The sequence below is a fragment of the Caldifermentibacillus hisashii genome, from assembly GCF_039654145.1.
GTDB classification, from domain to species: domain Bacteria; phylum Bacillota; class Bacilli; order Bacillales; family Caldibacillaceae; genus Caldifermentibacillus; species Caldifermentibacillus hisashii.
Window position 1 is genome coordinate 3,154,529 of record NZ_CP155467.1, and the last position, 23,751, is coordinate 3,178,279.

General features: G+C 36.7%; 17 protein-coding genes and 1 other RNA gene. 3 read left to right on the forward strand and 15 right to left on the reverse strand.

Going from position 1 to position 23,751, the window contains the following annotated elements; genetic code table 11:
• Positions 1–538 precede the first annotated feature (538 nt).
• The 7 genes from NSQ14_RS15390 to pepV form a co-directional block, all read right to left on the reverse strand.
• Entirely contained in the window at positions 539–2,461 is a 1,923-nt protein-coding gene (locus NSQ14_RS15390; RefSeq protein WP_428831580.1) for a BglG family transcription antiterminator, read from the reverse strand.
• Positions 2,462–2,685: 224 nt separating this feature from the next.
• The gene (locus NSQ14_RS15395; RefSeq protein ID WP_346216561.1) at positions 2,686–4,122 is read right to left on the reverse strand and encodes a 6-phospho-beta-glucosidase; all 1,437 of its coding nucleotides are present in this window, start codon (positions 4,120–4,122) and stop codon (positions 2,686–2,688) included.
• Positions 4,123–4,273: 151 nt separating this feature from the next.
• Positions 4,274–5,629 (reverse strand): PTS cellobiose transporter subunit IIC, encoded by a 1,356-nt coding sequence (celB, locus tag NSQ14_RS15400; protein ID WP_041903098.1) that lies wholly within the window; start codon positions 5,627–5,629, stop codon positions 4,274–4,276.
• Positions 5,630–5,650: 21 nt separating this feature from the next.
• Positions 5,651–6,154 carry a hypothetical protein gene (locus NSQ14_RS15405; protein WP_346216562.1) on the reverse strand — a complete coding sequence of 168 codons (504 nt, stop codon included), beginning with the start codon at positions 6,152–6,154 and terminating at the stop codon, positions 5,651–5,653.
• Positions 6,155–6,501: 347 nt separating this feature from the next.
• A complete protein-coding gene (locus NSQ14_RS15410) occupies positions 6,502–6,825 on the reverse strand; it encodes a PTS cellobiose transporter subunit IIB (RefSeq protein ID WP_034772377.1) in 324 nt (107 codons plus the stop codon).
• 164 nt (positions 6,826–6,989) lie between these two features.
• Positions 6,990–7,325 (reverse strand): PTS lactose/cellobiose transporter subunit IIA, encoded by a 336-nt coding sequence (locus NSQ14_RS15415; protein ID WP_041844588.1) that lies wholly within the window; start codon positions 7,323–7,325, stop codon positions 6,990–6,992.
• Positions 7,326–8,161: 836 nt separating this feature from the next.
• Complete coding sequence (gene pepV, locus NSQ14_RS15420) at positions 8,162–9,574, reverse strand: dipeptidase PepV (protein ID WP_346216563.1); 1,413 nt, start codon at positions 9,572–9,574, stop codon at positions 8,162–8,164.
• A 1,315-nt stretch (positions 9,575–10,889) separates the two neighbouring features.
• On the opposite strand from pepV, the gene NSQ14_RS15425 reads away from it, so the two are divergent.
• A complete protein-coding gene (locus NSQ14_RS15425) occupies positions 10,890–11,048 on the forward strand; it encodes a hypothetical protein (RefSeq protein ID WP_161792829.1) in 159 nt (52 codons plus the stop codon).
• A gap of 265 nt (positions 11,049–11,313) precedes the next feature.
• On the forward strand, positions 11,314–12,156 hold the full coding sequence (locus NSQ14_RS15430; RefSeq protein WP_251241038.1) for an aldo/keto reductase: 843 nt from the start codon (positions 11,314–11,316) through the stop codon (positions 12,154–12,156).
• Between the two features lie 587 nt (positions 12,157–12,743).
• Here the strand turns inward: NSQ14_RS15430 and NSQ14_RS15435 are convergent.
• The 8 genes from NSQ14_RS15435 to NSQ14_RS15470 form a co-directional block, all read right to left on the reverse strand.
• Entirely contained in the window at positions 12,744–14,732 is a 1,989-nt protein-coding gene (locus tag NSQ14_RS15435; protein ID WP_346216564.1) for a tetratricopeptide repeat protein, read from the reverse strand.
• A 656-nt stretch (positions 14,733–15,388) separates the two neighbouring features.
• Positions 15,389–15,751: a transfer-messenger RNA gene (gene ssrA, locus NSQ14_RS15440) on the reverse strand.
• A gap of 134 nt (positions 15,752–15,885) precedes the next feature.
• The gene (smpB, locus tag NSQ14_RS15445) at positions 15,886–16,353 is read right to left on the reverse strand and encodes an SsrA-binding protein SmpB (protein ID WP_034772420.1); all 468 of its coding nucleotides are present in this window, start codon (positions 16,351–16,353) and stop codon (positions 15,886–15,888) included.
• A gap of 271 nt (positions 16,354–16,624) precedes the next feature.
• A complete protein-coding gene (gene rnr / locus NSQ14_RS15450; RefSeq protein ID WP_251241135.1) occupies positions 16,625–18,895 on the reverse strand; it encodes a ribonuclease R in 2,271 nt (756 codons plus the stop codon).
• Positions 18,896–18,958: 63 nt separating this feature from the next.
• Complete coding sequence (locus NSQ14_RS15455; RefSeq protein WP_346216565.1) at positions 18,959–19,708, reverse strand: carboxylesterase; 750 nt, start codon at positions 19,706–19,708, stop codon at positions 18,959–18,961.
• 212 nt (positions 19,709–19,920) lie between these two features.
• Complete coding sequence (gene secG, locus NSQ14_RS15460; protein ID WP_034772426.1) at positions 19,921–20,154, reverse strand: preprotein translocase subunit SecG; 234 nt, start codon at positions 20,152–20,154, stop codon at positions 19,921–19,923.
• A 272-nt stretch (positions 20,155–20,426) separates the two neighbouring features.
• Positions 20,427–22,031 (reverse strand): ABC transporter permease, encoded by a 1,605-nt coding sequence (locus NSQ14_RS15465; protein ID WP_034772430.1) that lies wholly within the window; start codon positions 22,029–22,031, stop codon positions 20,427–20,429.
• The gene (locus tag NSQ14_RS15470; RefSeq protein WP_034772433.1) at positions 22,024–22,932 is read right to left on the reverse strand and encodes an ABC transporter ATP-binding protein; all 909 of its coding nucleotides are present in this window, start codon (positions 22,930–22,932) and stop codon (positions 22,024–22,026) included. Before NSQ14_RS15470 ends, NSQ14_RS15465 begins: the two co-directional genes overlap by 8 nt.
• Before the next feature lie 202 nt (positions 22,933–23,134).
• Between NSQ14_RS15470 and NSQ14_RS15475 the strand changes: the two genes are divergently transcribed.
• Positions 23,135–23,740, forward strand: coding sequence for a TetR/AcrR family transcriptional regulator (locus NSQ14_RS15475; RefSeq protein ID WP_346216566.1), 606 nt, complete (start codon positions 23,135–23,137; stop codon positions 23,738–23,740).
• Positions 23,741–23,751: the final 11 nt, after the last annotated feature.

A 23,751-nucleotide genomic window follows, 5' to 3' on the forward strand; every position in this document is an offset into this window, starting at 1 on the left:
AAATATTATTCTTAAAAACTTCTCGAAAACACTTTTAAAATATTATTTTTTAATACACAACAAACAGCAGCTAAAATAAATATGAATTTCCAAAGATTGCACATATATATTATACCAACTTTCGTGAGATTCGTAAAGGTAAAAGATTAACTCCTCATAGGTAAGATTTTAAAAATTCTTAATAACCGTCACACAGCAAACGGCAGCATTTCAAATCCTTGTAGGTAAGATAAGAACATTATATTATTTTTCTTTAATTTCGTAAAGAGATTTATCTCCGTCTAAAAATTTTAAGTTCTCAAGCTTCTCAAGAATACTCGTTATCAAACTGTTATCCAGAAGCTAACCAAGTTGTTGCATTACGTCCGGACTTATTTATACCGCTTCATCTAATCCCTCCAAGTCGTTTACACGTCGGACAGACGTATAGGCTCTGACCCTCAGTACGTTAAGACTTTAATGTAGTGTGGGTCAGAGCCTGATGTAATGATAAGAGTGACACTTCATTTTAGGAGTTCGTACATTGGTAACAGGTCGATTACTTTAATAACTCGATTAACTCATCAACTGATTTACTTTTGATGATTTTTTGCACAACAGATCGATTTTCAATAATGGAAATTAGCTTCTTATACATACCATCTAAATCCGTTTGCGTGTCTTCTTTAATATTTAGCAAACAAACAAATTGAACCATTTGCTGTTCATGCCAATGAATAGGGTTTTTTAACGTACATACTGTCCAAAAAGTCTCTTTCGTTACCGGTACCATTGGATGAGGAATTGCTACTAGATTTCCAAAACTGGTTGGTGTAATCGACTCCCTTTCTAAAACAAGATTCACGTAATCCTTTGGTACAAGCTTTTGTTTATATAATTCACTACATAAAAATCGAATAACACTTTCCTTATCTTGTAAATCCTGTTGGAGGAAAATTCTTGATGGGTGTAAATATTTTGCTACCTCATTTTGCGTCGTAGATAAAATACGCTTAATTAAGTTAATGTCCTTATCTTCCAAAAAAGTATTAACAACTTGGACCGGTATTCCTAAATCTTCTTTTATGGGGATTGTGCTAATGACGAGATCGATGATAGATAAGTCATAGGATGATAAATTGTAATAATTAATCGTATCAATAATTTCAAGTTCTTGACTAAACAAATTTTGTAATCTGTAAGAAAGTAATTTTGCACTACCAACACCAGACGCACAAACGATTAATACTTTTTTTATTTTTTTCTTGTTTAATTTCATTCGTTCAAGGGCAACACCAATATGTAAAGCAATGTAGGCGATTTCGTCCTCAACCACTTCCATTTGCAAATAATTTTCTATACATTTACTGGCAATAATCGCCCCTTCAAAAGCAGCCGGGTATTTTTTCTTTATATCATTTAATAATGGATTTCGAATGTTCATTTTATATCGTAACCGATTCATTGCAGGGCGAATGTGCAAAGTTAATGCTTGAATAAACTCACGGTTTTGACTAAAGTCCCAATTTAATTCAGACTTTAATCTTTCTATCATACAGTTTATAATTGTCCCGGCTTCATCAAACTTACTAAACTCGACAAGCTCTTTTTTGTGTAAAAGTTTGGTTCCAAGTAAATGAACAATAATATAGTCAATTTCTGTATCAGGAAAGGTTAATCCGGTGAAATCTTCAACCTCTTTCGTTATTTCGTTGGCTACAATTTTTTCAAATGGATAATCATCGACTAGAAGATCAGACAGCTCTTCAATAACAAAGCCTTCCTGAATTCTTCCACAAGCAATGGCAATGTGTGTTGCTAGATTTTCTAGAGATATATCAGAAATTTCAATTTTATATTTATTGACCTTTTGAATAATTATTTTTTTAATCTTTTTAAATAATTTTGGATCAATGAGTTGTAAAGAATCCTCCTTAAGAAATGCCTCTTGATTCCGCTCTAATAACAAATTTGATAAACATAAACGTTTCATATACTCGTCACCTACGACTCTTGAACCATAATGCGGACGGTTTATTAACTTTAAGTTATATTTATCGAGAATTTCCTTCACCATTTTTAAGTCATTTTGCAATGTGGACAGTGAGACGAACATCTCCTCTGTAAAGCTTTCAAGTTTAATGAAACCTGTTTCTAACAATAGACGTCTTAAAATATAAAGAACTCTCGTGTCTTTATCAGCAAAGTCGCCCGCCAAATTATTCTCTTCGGTAGAAATCTCATTAAGAATATTGGAAAATAGTTCAGCATCTATTATTTTTATGGTGTACCCTAACCCTCTTGTCGATTTAATTTGAAACCCAACTGACTCCGGATTTTGTTGCATTAACTTAATTTCATTTCGGATTGTTCGATCACTGACGCCTAATTCTTTTGCTATCCAACTTGAAGTAACGGGTTCTTTTGACTTAGATAAAAGGATCAATATATCTTTCTGACGTTTTGATCGTATAGTAGTCACTGTCAACAACTCCCCTTTTCGTTATTTCAAAAGTAAGCAGCCATTATTCACCCCTACAGTTATGCATCTGCGAAGAAACAAATTTTTTACAGTCATACTTACTTATAGACTATGAATGTCAATGATATGAAAAAATGGAGTTTTATTCCAACCCCATTTTTTCCGCAATCATATGCATTTCATTTTTCTACGTGAGGAAAAATCGTGTTTTTGTCCAACGAAAATTAAAGTTCTTCTCCATTTGTTTCAATGACATGCTTATACCATTCAAACGATTTTTTCTTTCTTCTTTCTAATGTCCCATTCCCTGCATTATCTTTGTCTACATAAATAAAGCCATAACGTTTTTCCATTTCCCCGGTTCCGGCACTCACCAAGTCAATACAGCCCCATGGTGTGTAGCCCATTAAATCAACGCCATCCAGTTCCACCGCTTTTTTCATTTCAGTAATATGATCACGGATATATTGAATACGGTAATCATCATTTATCGTACCATCTTCTTCAACGACGTCCCTAGCACCGAGGCCATTTTCAACAATAAATAAAGGAATATTATACCGTTCATATAAAACATTTAACGAATAACGAAGACCGACCGGATCAATTTGCCAACCCCAATCACTGGCTTGTACGTATGGATTGCGAATGGTATGACCAAATTCTCCATCAGGTTGGCTGCCTTCTACTTCACGCGCGCTGACCACTTTAGACATATAGTAGCTAAATCCAATATAATCTACGGTCCCTTCTTTAAGAATTTGTTCGTCTTCCTTTGTATATTCAATTTCAAATCCATTTCTTTCCCAGTATTTTTTTGTATAGTGAGGAATTGTACCTCGAACATGTACATCACCAAAGAACCAGCGATTATGCATCGCTTCTGTGGCAAACATCACATCATCCGGGTGACAAGAATATGGATATACAGGTACAAAAGCAAGCATACACCCAATCTTAAAATCAGGATTAATTTCGTGACCTAATTTAACAACTTTTGCACTGGCAATTAATTCATAAAGAGCTGCCTGATACATGGTTTGTTCTCGATTTTCACCTTCCTCATATTTTATACCTGAATTTGTAAAACTGGCGAAATCCATGCTTGTATCTGCTTGATTATTGATTTCATTAAAGGTCATCCAATATTTCACTTTATCTTTATAACGTTTCATCACTGTCTCAGAAAATTTAACGAAGAAATCAATACACTTCCGATTTCTAAAACCACCGTACTTTTTCACAAGATGATAAGGTAATTCAAAATGAGAAAGGGTGATAACAGGTTCGATATGATATTTTAATAATTCATCAAATAAATCATCGTAAAATTGCAGGCCTTCTTCATTTGGCTCCTGATCGTCCCCGTTCGGAAAAATTCTTGTCCAAGCAATCGAAGTTCGGAAACATTTAAATCCCATTTCAGCGAACAGTTTAATATCTTCTTTATAACGGGAATAGAAGTCGATTGCTTCATGGTTGGGATAATAGTAACCTTCTAATACACCATCCGTAATTTGCCGTGGAACACCGTGTCTTCCTGCAGTCATCACATCCGCAACACTTACACCTTTTCCGCCTTTATTCCAACCACCTTCAAGCTGGTGAGCTGCTACTGCCCCACCCCATAAAAAGTTTTCTGGTAAAACACTTTTTAACATCGTAAGTAAACCTCCATTTTAAAATTCTTGTCAATCATATTGGTTCATTATTAACAAGTGAAATAAGAAGACGATTTTTCTATGAAGAACCGTCTTCTTATACTTACCTTAGCGCAAAGTCATTATCATGGAACATTATCCGAGCCTAGTATCAAAGTACGGATTCTCCACCTTTTTCTTGCTCAACTAACTTCTTATCATATATTCGAATGAACGGAAGATATATGAGAAATGCTACTACACCACAAATTAATGATACAACTACTGCCATGATGTCTCCACCTGTTCCAATGAAAGCTCCGATCCCTATTGGAGTTGGCCATGGTACTTGTGCAATAAGCGGTGCAACAATGTGCAATTTGATTGCAAAATAACCAATTGTTGCTGTGGCCATAGGTGCCAAGAAGAACGGAATAGCCAAGTATGGATTATAAACAATCGGTAATCCAAACAATATTGGTTCATTAATATTAAAGATACCGGGAGCAAGGGATGCTTTTCCTAATATTCTTAATTGCTGTGACCTAGCTAAAAATGCAATGAAGATACATAATCCTAAAGTCGAACCGGAGCCACCCATAATGACAAATGAATTTTGGAACTCACCTGCGAATGGAATATTTGCTCCATTAATGTTTGCTTCCAAATTTGCCAAAGTAATTGGCGTTAGGAATGCTCCGATAATATTTGCTCCGTGGATACCTACGATCCAGAGAGCATGGATTAAGAAGTAAATAACCATTAATCCTAGCCAACTGCTTGCAATATGCGTAACAAAACTAAATGGTATAGCAACTACTTTAAATATATCCGTACCTAAAGCTACAAAAATACCATTGATGATTAAGATCACAAAAGCAACTAAAAATGCTGGGATTAATGCTGTGAACGATCTGGATACACCTTCCGGAACGGCTTCCGGCATTTTAATAATCCAATTTCGTTTTACACACATCCGATATAATTGGACAGCAATAACAGAAACAATAATGGCCGTAAATATACCTGAAGAACCTAAACGGCTTACACCACTATCCCCCATTTCCCAACCGAAAATAATATTAGTAGCATCATCAATTTTGTGTACAAGTGAAAATTTTCCATCGCCTGAAACTAATTGAGGGATCGTCATAAAGAAAGCAAACATTGATAGTAAAGCACCATTTAAAGGGTTTACATTTATTCCTTCTTCTTCAGCATATATTTTTGTATACTCATAACCAATAACAAGGTTGAAATATAATGCTAAAATTCCCATTGTTGCTTTATTCGCCAACATATACAAGTCACTAATTCTAAAGAAAGTGTTATCGAAAAAGCCTTGTAAAAATGTTAAAGTCTGCGGTAATACATTCAACACTAAGAACATTGACCCTACGATTGTAAATGGAATCGATGCCATCCCAGCAGCCATTACTGCCCGGACAAAACGAAAAGATGCAACTTTCCCCATTGGACCCATTAGATACTTTTCAAGAAAAGTAAATGCCTTATTTTGTTCTGACATAAAAACTCCTCTTTTCCGTTATTAATTAATAGCTTTTTCATATTCCTTGATACGTTGATAATGCTTATCTTCGTCATGCTTAATTTTGTTTAATCGATAAATTATGAAGGCGCTTAATAATATCCCGGTAATCAAAATAACTAAAATCAATATTTTTGACTTATTTTGATTTACTAAAAAAGGATATAATTGAGCAAAGGACGCAGAAAAACAAGTTAATAATAGTAAAATAACATTTGTAAAGAGCAAAGTTATAAAACAAAATTTTGTGTATATCGCATTATTTGTCGGGCTGCTGTAGATCTTAACTTGTTCCGCAACACTTAATATTAAAATGATGATTAGCGTCAATGGTACAAAATATAGTGATGAATCACTTATTACCAATGAAATTAACCAATAAATATTTGTAAAAAAGAATATTGCGGTAACATATCTGACAAGTAAATACCGGTTATAGTACATAGATTTAAGACTTTGTTCCTTTTTGTTTTTTTCTAACAACACTCTTTCTTCGTAATTCATACAAATCCCTCATTTATTCATCTGGCTCTTCGCTACTTGTAAAACTTTTTGCAACTGCAAATTAAAAATTGAAAAAGGGAAATACGATGAAAATCATGAGTAACCAATGCTTGTTCTCACCACTAACCTAATAACCACTTTCAATGTATAAAAGGTTAATAGAAATGACTTCCTTTAAAAAACTCTCTAAATCCATAAGCTTGTTGAATGACCACCCCCTTGCCTCAATATAATAAATTTTAATATTGTCGGGTTAATTCACTGTAATAGTGAAGAACCATTTTTTAATGACTACTCACTTAAGTTTCGGCCAAATTTTTTCTTACAGAAACATGAACCTTAGCAGATTACTCTTTAGGAAGTTCTTGTAAAATTAAGTTCCCTAACTTTTCAACACCCATTGGAATAGGGATATATGCTTGCGGTGGGATGTTCACAACTGGCTTTCCTACCCGTTCACCGGCTTCCTTAAACTTTTGAAAATACATCTTTGTTTGAGGGCTAATTAAAAATAAATCAAATTCATTCTTCTCAATCATCTTATTACCTTCATTAGCTGAAACGGCATCCACTTCAATTTCAAGACCTTTTGTTTTTAAAAATTCCGTTGTCTTCTTTGCCATTAAAGAAGATGACATACCAGCTGCACAAATAATTAATGCTTTTTTCATAATAAATTCCTCCATTTTATTAAAGTTATTTAAACTTGCCTATAAATGTATTTTTAGAAAAATGGATTTTTGGGGTGTTAAGCATACCATGTTCTCCATAATTCCATTCATAGGACTTGATCATACATTTTTAAACAGAATAAAAATTGAAGCTTGATAATTTTTTAACTCTTTCGTAGTTCTCGTAGTTCCAGTTCATTCGTTTTTTTATAAAGTTCTATTATTTCTTTTGCAAGGTCGATAACTGTCATTGCATTCATTAAATGATCCTGTGCGTGAATGAGGATTAAACGAATCTCTACTTTTTCCCCACGAGCTTCCCCCTGAATAAGATCTGTTTGAAAACGGTGAGCGATTATCATGGCTTCGTTGGCTTCTTCAATTTTTTGTTCAGCTTTGTCAAACTCACCTGCTTTAGCAAAGTTTATTGCCTCCGCAGCTAAACTTCGAGCGTTTCCTCCATTTAGTATAATTTGAAAACTAATTTCTTCTATGTTCATCAAAATCACCCTTAAGTTATAAAATTATGGCTTCTCCACCATTTTTTGTAAAACACTAACTTCTGCTAGTGGAGCCTGGTTTTTTGTTTGAATTTGGTAGGAAAAGAGGGTGTGTCTATCAATTTCTGCTCCACATGAAAAAATTTAATACTGCCCTATTTTCAACACTTTATCCCTGATTTCCTGGTCTCAATACTACTCGAGTTGGAAATCCGCTGTGTTTCGGTAACTGTTATGCACTTCAACTTATATTTTTTTGGTTCGTCCCTACTGTATTGAACTTTATTAACTGTTTGGTGCTTCTCTTTATCAACTACCTGTCTTTATCTTAATATGAAAACGATTTCATGTTAATCCAAACTCTTTCCTAAGCGCAACGGAAAACATTACTACTAAAAATAAAACAACGGAAACTACCAAGTTGGTAATATAAGAGATAATATAAAAAAACTAATTGAGATTATTGTTAGATGTACATGGACAATTTGATTATTTTAAAAAAGGTGCTTTTTATGGCTGAAATGAAGATGTTTAAAGTTTGAAGACCTAATATATTAGGCGCCTTCCAGAGATACGTCGGTTTATTTCTTCCGATCCCCATGAAGGCGCCTTAAAGCATTTTGCAGGTTACTTTTATTTTCTACAAGGAACGTAATTGTTCACATATGCACATTCTAAGACCTAACAATTTCCCATCCTGTATCCAAAAACTTGAGGATATACTGAGGATCCAAGTTTGAACAATGATGCAACTTTATGAGGTCCACTTTAGTTTTTTCACACTCATTCGCATATCTTGCCTTGATTGCCAACCGTTTAATTTCAATACTCAACCCTTAAGCTTTTGCCAATTCATAGATGGCTTGAGCGTAAATGGCAGTTGCTTTAAGCAAATCGTCCACATAGGCGTATTCGTCTTTTTGGTGCATTACATCTTCACGTCCCGGGAACATGGCACCGAAAGCTACACCATGTTTTAATGCTCTGGCATATGTACCACCGCCAATAGCGAGGAGTTCTGCTTTTTCACCGGTTTGTTCTTTATAAACTTTTTGCAACGTTAGGATTAACGGGTCGTCTGCTTTGACATAAGTCGGCTTAGAATCAGTGAATTCCGCCAATTGAAACCCTATTTCTTTTACCAATGCTTCAATTTTTGCTTTTCCTTTTTCAATATCAAAGGTGACCGGATAGCGCATAGTGCACCCAATCTTTCCACCGGTTTCTTTTTGGTAACTCATGATCCCCACATTGATAGTCAAGTCACCCGAAACGTCATCCGTATATTGAATATCGAATACTTCTCCACGGCTTTGGTTAAAAAATCGGGAAACAGTTGCGACAAATTTTGCTCCGGATTCATCCAATTGAAATTCATTCAAAAATTTTGCCATAAAAATTCCCGCATTTTTGCCGTTTCGTGGTTCGGCACCATGGGCACTGACACCAATCAAGGTCAGGATCCGTTCCTTACCGTTTGTAGAAATATTCCCTTCTAAGTTCGCTTCATTAAGAAATGCTTGGTAACTATGTTCGAGGTCAACCGTTTCATCTTGGACATGTACATGCACTTCCGCAAAATCAGGGACCATATTGTATCTGCGTCCGGATTGAAAAGATAATAATTCAATTTGTCCGGTGGCTTGTCCTTCCTGTGCCGGTTGAACGATATCAAAATTGGAAATTCCCTTTTCTGCATAAATAATTGGAAAATCCGCATCCGGGACAAATCCGATTGTCGGCATTTCTTCATGTTTAAAGTAGTGATCAACACAACGCCAGCCGCTTTCTTCATCAGTTCCAATAATCAACCGCACTCTTTTATTTAGTGGCAGACCTAATTCTTTTACAATTTTCATCCCATAATACGCAGCCATTGTCGGTCCTTTATCATCACTGGAACCGCGAGCATAAATTTTCCCGTCTTTAATCACCGCACCATACGGGTCAACACTCCAACCATCTCCCTCCGGTACCACATCGATATGACCTAAGATACCAAGAAGTTCTTCTCCTTGACCCATTTCCAGATGGCCGGCCAAATTACCGACATTCTTACTTTTGAATCCATCTTTCTCTCCCAAATCAAGAATATATTTCAGAGCTTTCTTAATTCCCGGTCCGAGGGGAGCATCTGCTGTTGCATGCTCTTCATCGAGTACACTTTTGATTTGTAAAAAACTTTGTAAATCTTTAATCAGGTCTTCTTTTCTTTTCAAGACTTCATCCAGCCATTGAATCTCACTCATGATGTCATTCCACTCCTTTTTAATCCCGATTAATACTATACTATTTTACTCCTTTATTAGAGAATTTAAAATGAAGGGATTAAATATTTGAAGCAAATTAATAGGATGCCGATTTTATATTGTCCTTCTTTTTTCTTACGATAATGAGGTTAAACCCATAAAAGCAGCAACCAAAAGTAATTGAGTAGTCTTGTCGGCAAAATATGGTGTTTGTCGCCTTAAAATGGTGACAAGATCGGGTTTCGTCGTCAAAATTGAGCTTTTTTCACTTCAAAGTGGCGACGAGAATTAGTCTCGTCGCCAAAAAATTGAGTTTTTCGCTCAAAAAAGGTGACGAGATTGAGGCTCGTCGCCAAAAAATTGAGTTTTTCACCCAAAAAAGGTGACGAGATTCGGTCTCGTCGCCAAAATAGGGCATTTTTCACTCCAAAATGGTGACGAGATTCGGTCTCGTCGCCAAAACAGAGCATTTTTCACTTCAAAGTGGCGACGAGAATAGGGCTCGTCGTCAAAATTGGGCTTTTTTCACTTAAAAACGGTGACGAGATTGAGGCTCGTCGTCAAAAAATGGAGTTTCTCACCCCAAAATGGTGACGAGAACGGGTCTCGCCGCCAAAATTGAGCTTTTTCCACTTCAAAGTGGCGACGAGGTTGGCTTTCGTCGCCAAAAACAAGCATTTTTCACTTAAAAAAGGTGACGAGATTGAGGCTCGTCGTCAAAATAGAGCATTTCCCACCTCAAAATGGTGACGAGAACGGGTCTCGTCGTCAAAATTGAGCTTTTTTCACTTCAAAGTGGCGACGAGAATTAGTCTCGTCGCCAAAAAATTGAGTTTTTCGCTCAAAAAAGGTGACGAGATTGAGGCTCGTCGCCAAAAACAAGCATTTTTCACTTAAAAACGGTGACGAGATTGAGGCTCGTCGTCAAAAAATGGAGCTTCTCACCCCAAAATGGTGACGAGAACGGGTCTCGCCGCCAAAATTGAGCTTTTTCCACTTCAAAGTGGCGACGAGGTTGGCTTTCGTCGCCAAAAACAAGCATTTTTCACTTAAAAAAGGTGACGAGATTGAGGTTCGTCGTCAAAATAGAGCATTTCCCACCTCAAAATGGTGACGAGAACGGGTCTCGTCGTCAAAATTGAGCTTTTTTCACTTCAAAGTGGCGACGAGAATTAGTCTCGTCGCCAAAAAATTGAGTTTTTCGCTCAAAAAAGGTGACGAGATTGAGGCTCGTCGCCAAAAACAAGCATTTTTCACTTAAAAACGGTGACGAGATTGAGGCTCGTCGTCAAAAAATGGAGTTTCTCACCCCAAAATGGTGACGAGAACGGGTCTCGCCGCCAAAATTGAGCTTTTTCCAACCCAAAATGGTGACGAAAACGGGTCTCGTCGCCAAAACAGAGCATTTTTCACCCCAAAATGGCGACGAAAACGAGTTCCCCGATTTATTGGTTTTCCATGGTACAATACCTAAGTGTCCTTTTTCGCTCTTTGGGTGTTTCTTACTATGTCATCATTACATTTCAAATTTTTTTCAGATTCGTATAAAATAATTATATAAACCAAATTCCGTACAGCGTCTCATAATTTGTTCTGAAAGCTAAAATCATAGTAAATTGATGAACAGACTTCACAATGTTTCAGTTTTACGTTAAGGCGAATACGCAAAAGATTGTTGACAATACTTTAAACAGCTGCATTTATATCACGTGCGGAATATGGGATAGAAAGGAGAGCGTATGATGAATCAAGTACCGGAGATTACTTTAAATGACGGACTTACTTTACCGGTTATTGGACTGGGTACATACAAATTAAAAGGTAGTATGGGTGTCAATGCCATCACGAACGCAATCAACATCGGTTATCGCTTAATTGACAGTGCCTATAATTATGAAAACGAAGGGACGGTTGGTGAGGCAGTTCGACGTAGTTCTGTTCCAAGGCAGGATCTTCTCATTACATCCAAATTGCCTGGTCGCTATCAATCCTATGAACTAGCTATTACAGCCATCCAAGAATCTTTATATCGTGCTCATCTCGATTATTATGATTTATATTTAATTCATTGGCCAAATCCAAAACAAGACAAATATGTTGAGGCGTGGCAGGCATTAATTGATGCAAAAAAATGGGGATTCATTCGGTCCATCGGTGTTTGTAATTTTTTACCGGAACATCTTGAACGTTTAGAGAAAGAAACCGGTGTCAAACCAAGTATTAATCAAATTGAATTACATCCATTTTTTAATCAGGAACAACAAAGAAAATATCATCAAGAACATCATATTATAACCGAATCATGGAGCCCTCTAGGGAGAGCCAATGCTGTTCTCGAAAATGAAACCATAAAAGAAATTGCAAACCGCCACCAAAAGACCGTATCTCAAATTATTTTACGTTGGCATTATCAATTAGGGGCAATTTCCATACCAAAATCGGCTTCACCAGAGCGGCAATTGGAAAATTTCTCTATTTTTGATTTTTCCTTAGATGAATCAGAAATGCAAATGATTAATGGACTAACAAGGCCTGATGGCAGGTTACAAAACCAAGACCCGGCCATTTATGAAGAATTTTAATCATCTCGATAAATAATTGTTAACTATATCCATAAAACTTTAAAAACTTAGTTATGCCGATATCCAAAAGATGCATGGAAAAAGCAAGTCCATGCACTTTTAATATTTAGAGTGCGATTTATTAATGTTTTATTCATTGCCGTTCTCTAATCCCTGTAAACAAAAACAACTAATTTTTCCCATAATATATAAATTTCATTCGATGATTAGCACCAAAATGTTATTTTGAAAGATTTAAGACTAATAACACATTACCTAATTTTACCATGAAAAAATCGGAAATTTTCGGGTTTTAACTTAGCAGCGAGACCAGTCTCGTCAACAAAAATATAGAGTTTCTCACTTCAAAGTGTTGACAAGATTGGATCTCGCAGATAAAATATGCAATTTTCAGAGGCTACGAAAAAACCGCTCGAAATAAGTCTAAGAACACAATATAAGTACGATTAACCACAATGATACGTCTATATATGGATGTAATTGAATATTTTGCTCTTTTTCATTGGATTATAATCTTCACTCAGAACTGGACGATTTTCGGCTTGGTCGACAAAAATAAGAATTTCCCTCGCAAGAAACAAGATTGCTTACTTACCTTTCTTTAGAAAATCCAATAATTTAGGATTACCTGCCCATAAGGTCCAATGATTATCAGCGTAAATAATGGCTTCTGATTCACTACCTAATTGATAGTGGCTAGGCAGATACATCGGTATATCCTTTTTCCCCAATAAATAATCGAGCACATATGGATTTTGCTGTTTTGCTTTTTTCAGAAGTTGTTTTGCCTTATTCGTCACACCATTTTGTAAAAGTTCAATCAACACTAAATTATAGGCTCCGTTTGCTGTTGTTGTTTCGTTATATTTCTTTAAGAGAGCCTCTGCTTTTTTAAATAATCCCGATTCCACATAGACAATAAATAACTCGTAGCGAGCACCTTGATTATCATTTGGATTTAATTCTAAGAGGTCTTCATACTGGCGAATCGCCTCTTCAAACCGTTCATTTTCATGTAAGAAATCAGCATAATTGAATTTCGCTCTCATATAAGGTCTAGTACTAACAATTCCCCAGAAGTATCCCTTATTTTCTTTAATAAAATCTTTTCCTAGTTCTTTTTCTCCAACCTCTATAGCCTTTAGTAGTAGTTGCTCTTCCTTAAGCGGATTTAGTTCCAATTCAGCTAAAATATTATAAGCATCCGGAATGTTCGGATATAATTTTAAAGCTTTTTTTGCCAATTCTATTCGCTTTTTACCGGTTGAATCGTAAGCATCATATATTAAATCCTGTGCTTTTTCCTTATTGGATAAAGGTTTCTTGACACTTTGTTGATTTACTTGTTGATTTAAAAATGTTTGGATATCATCCATTGTTTCAAAATCTCGATTGCTCGTTTCATTTTCCAATCTCAGAAGTTCTCGCTCCATGCTAAATCTCGAATTGATGAAGGAATCCTCTTCCTCGGCAAAGTTCTCCACCAAAAACTCATCATCGCCCTCATGTTGAAAATCGTCATACATTTCATCAGCACTATTAGCAAGTTTTTCCTCCAGTTCATCCAATTCTTCTTTGAGTACCTTTTCCATATCTCGGTACTTGGCAGATAAACTACTGCTGGAAATTTCAAACTCCTCAGCTAATTCATTTTGCGTAACCCATTCTCCATAAGGAATGAATTGATCGATTAAATATCTTAATGTCGCAACATAGACACTTGGTTTCATAACTTTCGGATTTTTCTTCAAACAATATTGGTGCCAGAGGTAGACACCCAACTTTATAATGACTTCATCATATATATCTTCCATATAATCCTGAAATTCTTGGGCAACTTCTAAATGTTTTGGGGATAACCATTCTAAATCTTCTGCAGCTGGATTTGGACCAAATATAAAGAAATGAAGGATTTCAGGGTAAAAAGTAGATAAAAATTCGTTTGGATTCCCTTCGTCACTTTTTTCAAATAGTTGATATACCCCTTTCTTGACTTTTTCTGTTAAACCAGCCGGTAAATCAATAAATGAAGTAAAGAAAATAAATATTTCACCTGCAGGCAAGAGGATACCAACCACAATTCCACCCGTTTCTACCGGATGGTCCTCCAGTACCTTCACTTTTTTTATTTCATTAGTAAAAATATCTTCTAGCGTTAACAGCTGATTTTCATCTTGCTCTTCAATGATGGCAACGGAAGGTTTTGCTTGACTCCATGTTGGTAAAATATTCCTTATCCTTGGACGATTCCATTTCGAACCTTTTTTATCAATAAAATGTTCAAGTATTGTTTTTCCATATATTTCAAAATCGGTAATCGCCCATACTAATGTAAAAAAGTAAAACATCTCAAGAGCTTCCTCGGGAATATCCAAGTCTTCTATCCAATCTGCAATGAATTCATTCACTTCTTCTTCATAATTTTCAAGTGCAAACTTAAGAAGATCCACCTGTACATTCATTAATTCCTTCTCTATTAAAGATTCCATCGTAATAACATTACTCTTTCCACAGCAGTTCTTATATTTCTTTCCACTGCCACACGGACATAAGTCGTTCCTACCTATTTTTTTCATTGCACTTCATCCTTTAATTGTTACTGAGTTTACTTTAAATTTAGTATACAATTATATACATTTGATTTGAAGGTATGTAATCCATTTTAATTAAACAAATACGCCTCTTTTTAATCAATAAACCGTTAGCAACCAACGAAACAAATATGATAGTTTACATTTTGTCTAGTTTTGTTATTCTTTGTAGATAACTTTATTTTTTATCCTTTTTTTAAAAGTAACTTCATTCTAACATATGGTAATAGTTTTTTTAAATAGAAACAAATAAGCAATTTAACAATTATGTAAACTAATTTTAAAAGTAAAACTATAGTTCTCGACATACTAGAACAAAAAACCTTTTCTAAAAGTAAACCAAAAGTGCTTAAGATCCTAGTTTATACTCAATCACTATGAATCAGTTACTGCCAGAAACGGGAAGTATGATTCGAACCAGTTGAGAAATAAGCTTCTCTTTGAAGAAAAATTTTTTCAAATAAGATAGACCAGCCGCTATGACTGGTCTGTCATTGTTTATTCGGTTATCCAAATTTCAATCCTCATATTAGAGAAGATTATGACACCCTTATCATTTAAATTCAGAAATACCCTTTACAGAAGTAAATAAACAAAAAGCTAAAAAAACAAAAAACTCTAGAATATCCACCAAATATGTATGGTGGAGACGGTGGGAGTCGAACCCACGTCCAGAAATATCGGCACTTAAGCGTCTACGAGTGTAGTCGATATATTGGCATTTCGCGATTCACTCGGCCTATCGACAGGCTCTGTGAACGCTAGTCTGATTGTTCTCTTCCTTCGCCTTCAGACGGCAGGCAACCGGCGTATCCCACTCAGATGAGCCCCTGACCCTACCACGTGGGCGATGGAGGGAGGAGCAGCTTAAGCAGCTATTAGGCAGCTAAAGCTAAGTTATTGTTAGATTTGCCAGTTATTATTGGCGTGGCGTTATTTACGAGCTCGCCGACTCGACTCGCAGCTTAAGCTCGACCTATCCCTGTCGAATCCTTAACGTCCCCATGTTGTATAGGTTAGTTATGGAATAGTTTTTACTTAGCTACTATTCAATTGTTTTTTGTCGCTGGTCTTTCCTTGCGACATCTTTATTATAGCAAAAACAACTAAAAAAACAAATGGAATGTTTTGTTTCGGTTTACATCTTTTGTCTTTCCCGGAATGCTCGTTCAATATCCCGTTTTGCTTCTTTCTTCTTCAAGTCTTCTCGTTTATCGTATTTTTTCTTACCTTTAGCTAAAGCAAGCTCGACTTTAGCAAAACCGTCCTTCAAATAAATTTTTAACGGAACAAGGGAATAACCGGATTCTTTCGTTTCACCAATTAATTTATTAATTTCTTTTCTATGCAAAAGCAATTTCCTTGTTCGCAGCGGGTCATGATTATAGCGGTTCCCCTGCTCATATGGGCTAATGTGCATATTGTGTAAGAACACCTCGCCCTTTTCAATCCGGGCATATGCATCTTTTAAATTGGCACGACCTGCACGAATGGATTTAATCTCAGTTCCTTGCAAGACGATTCCGGCCTCATAGGTTTCCTCAATAAAATAATCATGAAAAGCTTTTTTGTTTTGGGCAACGATTTTCCCTCTACCTTTTGGCATAGTGCATTCCCCCAGTAACCTTTATTTTAGCAAAAAACGGGGAGAAAAGCAATTTGTGATGGAAGCAAATTTTCTTTGAGAACATTTAAGCATTTTCAAACGGGTTTATCTTTAACTTTATAAGAAATATGCAATTTTGTAACCAATCAAATTTTAAATAGGCACAGCCCCTCTCCTTTGGACCGTACCTAAAATGATTCCTACGAGATTTGGTGAAATATAAGCTAAAATGTCCAACATCGCCATACTTGGACCGCACACACAATGATTCCTACCTTGTTTTTTTCTTTTTCCGTTTTGCACTCGGAGCATTCTCATAAAATTTCTTTTTCTTCTTCGGTTTCTTATCTGAGCGACTGTCTCCGTTTTTGCTACCGTTCCGCGGTTTTTTATTCGGATTGGCAACAACGATTTTTGGCGCTTCTTTTCGCTCCGAACGTCTCGTGGACTTCATGCCGACAACTTCAAAATCAATCGAACGTTCATCTTTATTAACATTAATCACGCGAACAGTAATCTCATCGCCAATTCGGAAAACATTACCGGTTCGCTCGCCAATCATCGCATATTGCCGTTCATCATAATGATAATAGTCATCGGTTAAGTAGCTAACGTGGACGAGTCCTTCAATCGTATTCGGCAGTTCAACAAATAGACCAAAGTTTGTTACGGAACTAATAATGCCATCGAACTCCTCACCGATTTTATCCAACATAAATTCGGTTTTCTTCAATTCATCGGTTTCGCGTTCAGCATCGACTGCACGCCGCTCCATTTTTGATGTATGCTCGGCGATTTCCGGTAACATCGCATCCCATCTTGCCTGAGTGGCCGGGTCAATTTTTCCATCAATTAAATACGTCCGAATCAAGCGATGAACAATTAAATCAGGATACCGGCGAATCGGTGAAGTAAAATGGGTATAAAACTCGGTTGATAATCCAAAATGGCCCAAATTTTCCGGGTAATATTTCGCCTGTTGCATCGAACGGAGCATTACCGTATTAACGACCATTTCTTCCGGTTTGCCTCGGACTTCATCGAGAATTTCTTGTAACGCACGAGGATGAACGGAATTGGCTTTTCCCCTTACAATCAAGCCGAAATTCGTGATAAACTCAAAAAACCGCTGTAATTTATCCTCTTTCGGGTCTTCGTGAATTCGGTAAATAAAAGGTACCTCGAGCCAATGGAAATGTTCGGCAATCGTTTCATTGGCGGCTAACATAAACTCCTCAATTAACCGTTCAGCAACCGACCGTTCCCTTGTGACGACATCAGTCGGGTGTCCTTCTTCATCAACCAACACTTTTGCTTCTTTAAAATCAAAATCAATCGCTCCCCGGTTCATCCGTTTATGACGTAAAATGGAAGCCAATTCTTCCATTAATTCGAACATAGGGACAATCGGCTCGTATTTTTTCCGAATTTCTTCATCTTTATCGACTAAAATTTTATTAACGTCCGCATAAGTCATCCGCTCCGTTGTTTTAATCACACTTTGGAAAATTTCGTGACTGACAACTGTGCCATGTTCATCAATCTCCATTTCACAAGATAATGTCAGGCGGTCAACGTGTGGATTCAAAGAACAAATGCCGTTCGACAGACGATGGGGAATCATCGGAATGACCCTGTCAACCAAATACACGCTTGTCCCTCGTTCAAACGCTTCACGGTCAATCGGGCTTCCTTCCGTTACATAATGGCTGACATCGGCAATATGGACGCCTAATTTGTAATTACCATTTTCCAATTTCGTCACGGTAACCGCATCATCCAAATCTTTTGCATCAGCACCGTCAATCGTTACAATCACTTGGTCGCGGAGATCACGGCGGTTTGCCAGCTCACTTTCGGTAATGATATCCGGCGTGTTTTGAGCTTGCTCCATCACCTCATCCGGAAATTCCATAGGCAATCCATGTTTATAAATGATCGATAAAATATCAACCCCCGGGTCATTTTTATGCCCAAGAATTTGGACGACTTCCCCTTCCGCACTCATTCGGCCTTCCGGGTAAACGGTAATGTTGACAACAACCTTATGTCCTTCCACTGCCCCCATCGAAGCTTCTTTTGAGATAAAAATATCTCCGTTAAATTTTTTATCATCAGGAATGACAAAACCGAAATTCGCACTTTGTGTATAGGTACCGACAATTTGTTTCGTTCCTCGTTCTAAAATACGAATAATGGTTCCTTCTCTTCTCGCTCCGGAACTCTGTTTTGTAACCCTTGCAAGCACCAAGTCACCATTTAAAGCGGTATTTGTTTCACCGGGAGGAATAAAAATATCATCCATGCCGGGTTCTTCCGGAATAACAAAAGCAAAACCTTTCGCATGTCCGGAAACTCGTCCGCGAATCAGGCTCATTTTTTCCGGAAGTCCGTAGCGGTTGCTTCGTGTCCGAACAACGAGACCCTTTTCTTCCATGTATACCAGTGTTTTGACAAAATCTTTAAATTCACTGGAGTCATTAATTCCGAGAGCAGCTTCCAACTCACTGACCGTCAGCGGTTTATAAGCTTCTTCTTTCATATAATCAAGTAATTTTTCAACTAAGGCTAGCTGTTCCAAAGTAAATACCTCCTTTCGATTTTTTTATTCTTTCCAATCCAAGCTATTTAAAAACTGAAGGACATCTTCATGCAATTGTTCTCTTTCCTTATCCAATGTAATCACATGACCCGACTCTTCATACATCTTTATTGATTTCTCCGTTGACTCCACTTCATTATAAATAATTTTTGCACTATCAATATTCACCATTTGGTCATTTTTTGCCTGTACGATAAATATCGGGGCATAGATCATATCGATATTTGTTTTCACCTCATCGACTAACTGCTCATTTTCCTTCAATAATTGCTGCAGCTCTTTAGAATCGAATGTACTCATTTCTTTTTCAATTTGTTCTTTCGTTTTTCCTTCTTTTTCCTTAAATTCTCTGGCAAATTGTAAAACACCTTGATAGAGTACATCTTTATTTTTAAAATACATCGGGGCACACATGGGAACAATCCCTTTTACCGGCTTCGAGTATCCAAGTTTTAAAGAAAAAAGTCCGCCAAGGGAAAGACCGGCAACCGCTATTTCATCATGGCCCATATTTTTTAAATCATCGTACGCTTGGACGACATCTTCCCACCAATCATCCGGAGTATATTTCAATAATTCTTCCGGTGTTTTCCCGTGCCCGCGATAAATCGGTGCGTGGCAAGTATATCCATGTTTCTCAAGTGCTCTTCCCAGCATTCGAACATCGGCGCTATTCCCGGTAAATCCGTGCAATAGTAAAACAGCTCTTGGACCTCTATGAAACGTAAAAGGCTTTGGTGCAACGATTTTCAATTCCATTCTTCCTCTCTATGTACAAACAACTACTAGTATTTTTTACGAAAAAAGATAAAGTTAAACTTTGTAAAATGAAACTTCCGCTTAAACGGGGAAATAATTTCCTGAATTCAGCTTACAAAATCTTAAGGCAAAAGTAAAACAAAGTGCAAAGCCTCTCTCCAAAAGAAAAAATCCTGACCAATTGCGGCCAGGAATCGATTTATTCATTAATAACCAAAATATGCAAGTAAAATGGTCAATACGAAAAAGATGATTGAAAGGACAATTGTAATCCGTTGAAGAACTAAATCCATTCCACGGGCTTTTTGTTTACCGAATAATTGCTCAGCACCACCGGAAATGGCACCTGATAAACCCTCACTTTTCCCTGATTGCAACAGGACAACAGCAATTAAAGCAAGGCAATCAATAACTAGTAATACGATTAAAAAAGTATGCACACGTCTACCTCCTAAAGGAACATAACTATTATTAATGTAGCATAAATGTGTGATAAAAACAATTGCAACATGAATGTGTCTGTACATTTAGGTAAAGACACATTCGGTTACACTTAAAAATTTTTAAGGAAAATTATAACATGTCACAAAAAGATACAACTATGAACCTGTCTGTACAATATAAGATTGTTTCATTTTTCACTTAAAATTTTATATTTGTCACTAGAAAGAACAGAAAAGGAGAGAGAACTAGAACGGTTCTCCCTTCGTTTTCATCCAATAATATCTCTCTTATTATAGCCGATTACACCCATTATTGAGACAATAACTGATCCAATCGTGATTGCAATGGTTGATGACCAGACGAAATCATCCAGCGGCATATATGGTACGAAATGGAAAACAGATAATTTTTTCACCCATTCCGGTAAGTCAAACAAATCCCCAACATAGATAATTAAGAAGCAATAAACGACATAAAACCAAGTTAGTCCCGTTATTTTTGGCTTTAATCCGATTAATAGTGTTGTTAACGCTACTAAAAACCAAATTGCCGGTAGATAGACATAAGCTGACAGGAAGATCGTGCCTGTATCCAACTCATCCGTTAACACCCAAGAACCAACCGACCATAAACCAGTGGCAATAAATGTCTGCATCAAAAAACTTGTTATAATTGCTAAACCTAAATAACTGCCCAATAATTTATTTCTGGATACTGCTCGGCTATAGATAAGTTCTGTTTGATTTTTGCTTTCTTCACTCTTTACTTTTACAATCGTCATAACAACCGAGATAGAGGCAATCATGGACATAATCCCCATAAGTAAAGAAATAAAAGAATCCCTCATCGATGTTCCCGAGTCTCCCTGTAAATAGACCTGTAAAATTTCCATATCGGCAAAATATGTTTCTAGTTCCCCTAATATCGATCCAAATGAAGCACTAAGAACAAAGACACCAATGCCCCAAGCAATAATATTTGTTCTCTGCAATCGAAAAGCAAGACCAACTGGTGTTTGCAGAAAGGTTGAAGCATGTATTTTCCCTTTTCGTTCCGGTAAAAAACCTGCCCCCATATCTCGAATCGAATTTAAGTAAAAAGTGAGACCAATTAGTACAACTAGTAAAAGCAGTAATAACAGCACCGGCCACCAATGATTTTCTACAAAAACATCGGTACGAACAGCCCAGCCAAGTGGAGAGACAAGAGACAAGCCTTCCTGCCCGGTATCACCGATGGCTCGAATCAAATAAAAAGTAATCATGGCAGCAAATGAAAAACCAGTTGCTCCACGTGACGTTTCTGAAAGCTGGGCAAACAAAGCTGTAAACCCTGCAAAGGTAAGACCGGTCACCCCAAGAATTGCGCCATATAAAAATGTCCCTTCCAAATCCATCCCTTCCAAATTTAATAAAGATAAGCTTGCACCTACAAGAACTGTGAGGATACCGTTAAGCATCACTGCCATAATGAGACTCGAAGATAAATAGGATAGTTTTCCAACCGACAAGGCACGTACTAACTCCATTTGCCCATCCTCTTCATCCGCTCTCGTTGCCCGGCTAACAAGCAAAATATTCATGACCGCCACCGCAATTAAAGTGAAAATCAACATTTCATTGGCAAAAATGGATGCTGTATTGTAGTCCGCTGCATCATATCCGGGACCAAGCATGGCAATCATCGCCGGGTTATCCATCGTAAGAGCATAGGCCATTATATCTTGCTCAGATTTATATACACCCGGATATGCGGACGCAACTGCCAATGTCACAATAACAAGACTCAATAACCAAGCAACGATTTTAAAACGGTTTTGTTTTAAAATTAATTTTGTAATTGGTCCGGTCCCTTTAAAAAGATTTTCAAGCATGGCCAGCACCCCCAGCTTGCTTAGTTTCCTTATAGTGGCGCATAAACAAGTCCTCTAATGTTGGTGGCATACTTTCAAATTTTACTATGCTGAAGGAACTAAGATACCGGATCACTTCACCAAGTTTTTCCGTATCTACTTGAAAATTCCATTCCTGATTATGGTTTGTGACTTGATGAACACCCGATATTTTTTCTAAATTTGTAATCGGTTCTTTTGTCACAACAGTGATTTTCGTTCGAGTAAGATGCCGCAATTCTGTTAATGTACCGGTTTCAATAATTTTACCTTGACGAATGATTCCTACCTTATCACAAACCTTTTCCACTTCTGATAAAATATGACTTGATAAGAAAACTGTTTTGCCATTTGCTTGCACTTCTTTTATACACTCCTGAAAAGTATGTTCCATCAATGGATCAAGTCCTGAAGTTGGTTCATCTAAAATATATAAATCCGCATCACGACTGAAGGATGCCACAAGAGCTACTTTCTGCCGGTTCCCCTTTGAATAAGAGCGGCATTTTTTCTTCGGATCCAGTTGAAACCTATCGATAAAAACATCCCGCCGTTTCTTATCCACCTGTCCATTCATTTTCAAGAGAATGTCAATTACCTCTCCTCCCGTCAAGTTTGGCCAAAGATTTACATCTCCGGGTACATAGGCAATTCGCTTATGAATTTCCACCGCATCCTTCCAAGTATCTTTCCCAAAAATCTTTGCCGTTCCCGATGTCGGTTTTAACATACCGAGAAGTGTCCGAATTGTCGTTGATTTTCCTGCTCCGTTCGGCCCAATAAACCCGTAAATTTCCCCTTCGTTTACTTGTAAGTTAATCTGATCCAAGGCAGTAAACTTCCCAAATTTTTTCGTTAAATCAATGGTCTGCAGAATGGTCATTATAATCCTCTCCTTTAAAATGGAAGGTGAATTCTAGCGCTAAGAAAATTACATTACAAAATTTTCGTCCCGTAGGTTTTGAAATATTTTAATCTATATATTTCATAATATATCTAAAACCAATAAATTGCAACCAATTTATGAAATATTTTTATTGTTTAATTTCAAATTTATGTTTACACTAATATTGAGGTGAAAATGGATGGACGGATTCGAAAGACGTCGGGAATTAAAAAAAAGAAACATACTGGATGCAGCATTAAACTTGTTCCTGACAAATGGCGTTCAAAAAGTATCTATTGCGGAAATTGCTAGTAAGGCAGCTGTTTCCCAAGTGACGATTTATAACTACTTTGAAAGTAAAGATAATTTGGTCCATGAAGTCATTATTTATTATGTCAATCAAGTATGGAAAGATTATGAACAATTATTCAACAGCTCCCTTCCGTTTTACGAGAAGGTAAAACAAATCATTTTCAATAAAAAAGAAATTGCCGCCCACATTCATGAAGATTTTTACCAATACATTATGAAGGAATATGCTAAAGAAAAGAACGATATCGAAAAACTATTCAATGAAAAAGTACTTCCACGGTTGATTGAATTATTTAATGAAGGAAAAAAGCAAGGCTATGTTGACCCAGGTTTATCCAATGAAGTCATTCTCCTTTATATTCAAATGTTCAAGGAATTTTTTCAACGGAAAGATGTATATCAAGTCGCTCTACCCCTAACGGAAGAATTAACGACTCTTTTCTTTTATGGAATGTATGGAAAAAGAGATGGGAAGGTAAATGAAAAACTGTAAGAGATTATAAA

Coding starts and splice junctions, on each gene's coding strand:
- NSQ14_RS15395 (WP_346216561.1), bottom strand. CDS start 4,122: ATGTTAAAAAGTGTTTTACCAGAAAACTTTTTATGGGGTGGGGCAGTA.
- celB (WP_041903098.1), bottom strand. CDS start 5,629: ATGTCAGAACAAAATAAGGCATTTACTTTTCTTGAAAAGTATCTAATG.
- NSQ14_RS15405 (WP_346216562.1), bottom strand. CDS start 6,154: ATGAATTACGAAGAAAGAGTGTTGTTAGAAAAAAACAAAAAGGAACAA.
- NSQ14_RS15410 (WP_034772377.1), bottom strand. CDS start 6,825: ATGAAAAAAGCATTAATTATTTGTGCAGCTGGTATGTCATCTTCTTTA.
- NSQ14_RS15415 (WP_041844588.1), bottom strand. CDS start 7,325: ATGAACATAGAAGAAATTAGTTTTCAAATTATACTAAATGGAGGAAAC.
- pepV (WP_346216563.1), bottom strand. CDS start 9,574: ATGAGTGAGATTCAATGGCTGGATGAAGTCTTGAAAAGAAAAGAAGAC.
- NSQ14_RS15425 (WP_161792829.1), top strand. CDS start 10,890: ATGGTGACGAGAACGGGTCTCGCCGCCAAAATTGAGCTTTTTCCAACC.
- NSQ14_RS15430 (WP_251241038.1), top strand. CDS start 11,314: ATGATGAATCAAGTACCGGAGATTACTTTAAATGACGGACTTACTTTA.
- NSQ14_RS15435 (WP_346216564.1), bottom strand. CDS start 14,732: ATGAAAAAAATAGGTAGGAACGACTTATGTCCGTGTGGCAGTGGAAAG.
- smpB (WP_034772420.1), bottom strand. CDS start 16,353: ATGCCAAAAGGTAGAGGGAAAATCGTTGCCCAAAACAAAAAAGCTTTT.
- rnr (WP_251241135.1), bottom strand. CDS start 18,895: ATGAAAGAAGAAGCTTATAAACCGCTGACGGTCAGTGAGTTGGAAGCT.
- NSQ14_RS15465 (WP_034772430.1), bottom strand. CDS start 22,031: ATGCTTGAAAATCTTTTTAAAGGGACCGGACCAATTACAAAATTAATT.
- NSQ14_RS15470 (WP_034772433.1), bottom strand. CDS start 22,932: ATGACCATTCTGCAGACCATTGATTTAACGAAAAAATTTGGGAAGTTT.
- NSQ14_RS15475 (WP_346216566.1), top strand. CDS start 23,135: ATGGACGGATTCGAAAGACGTCGGGAATTAAAAAAAAGAAACATACTG.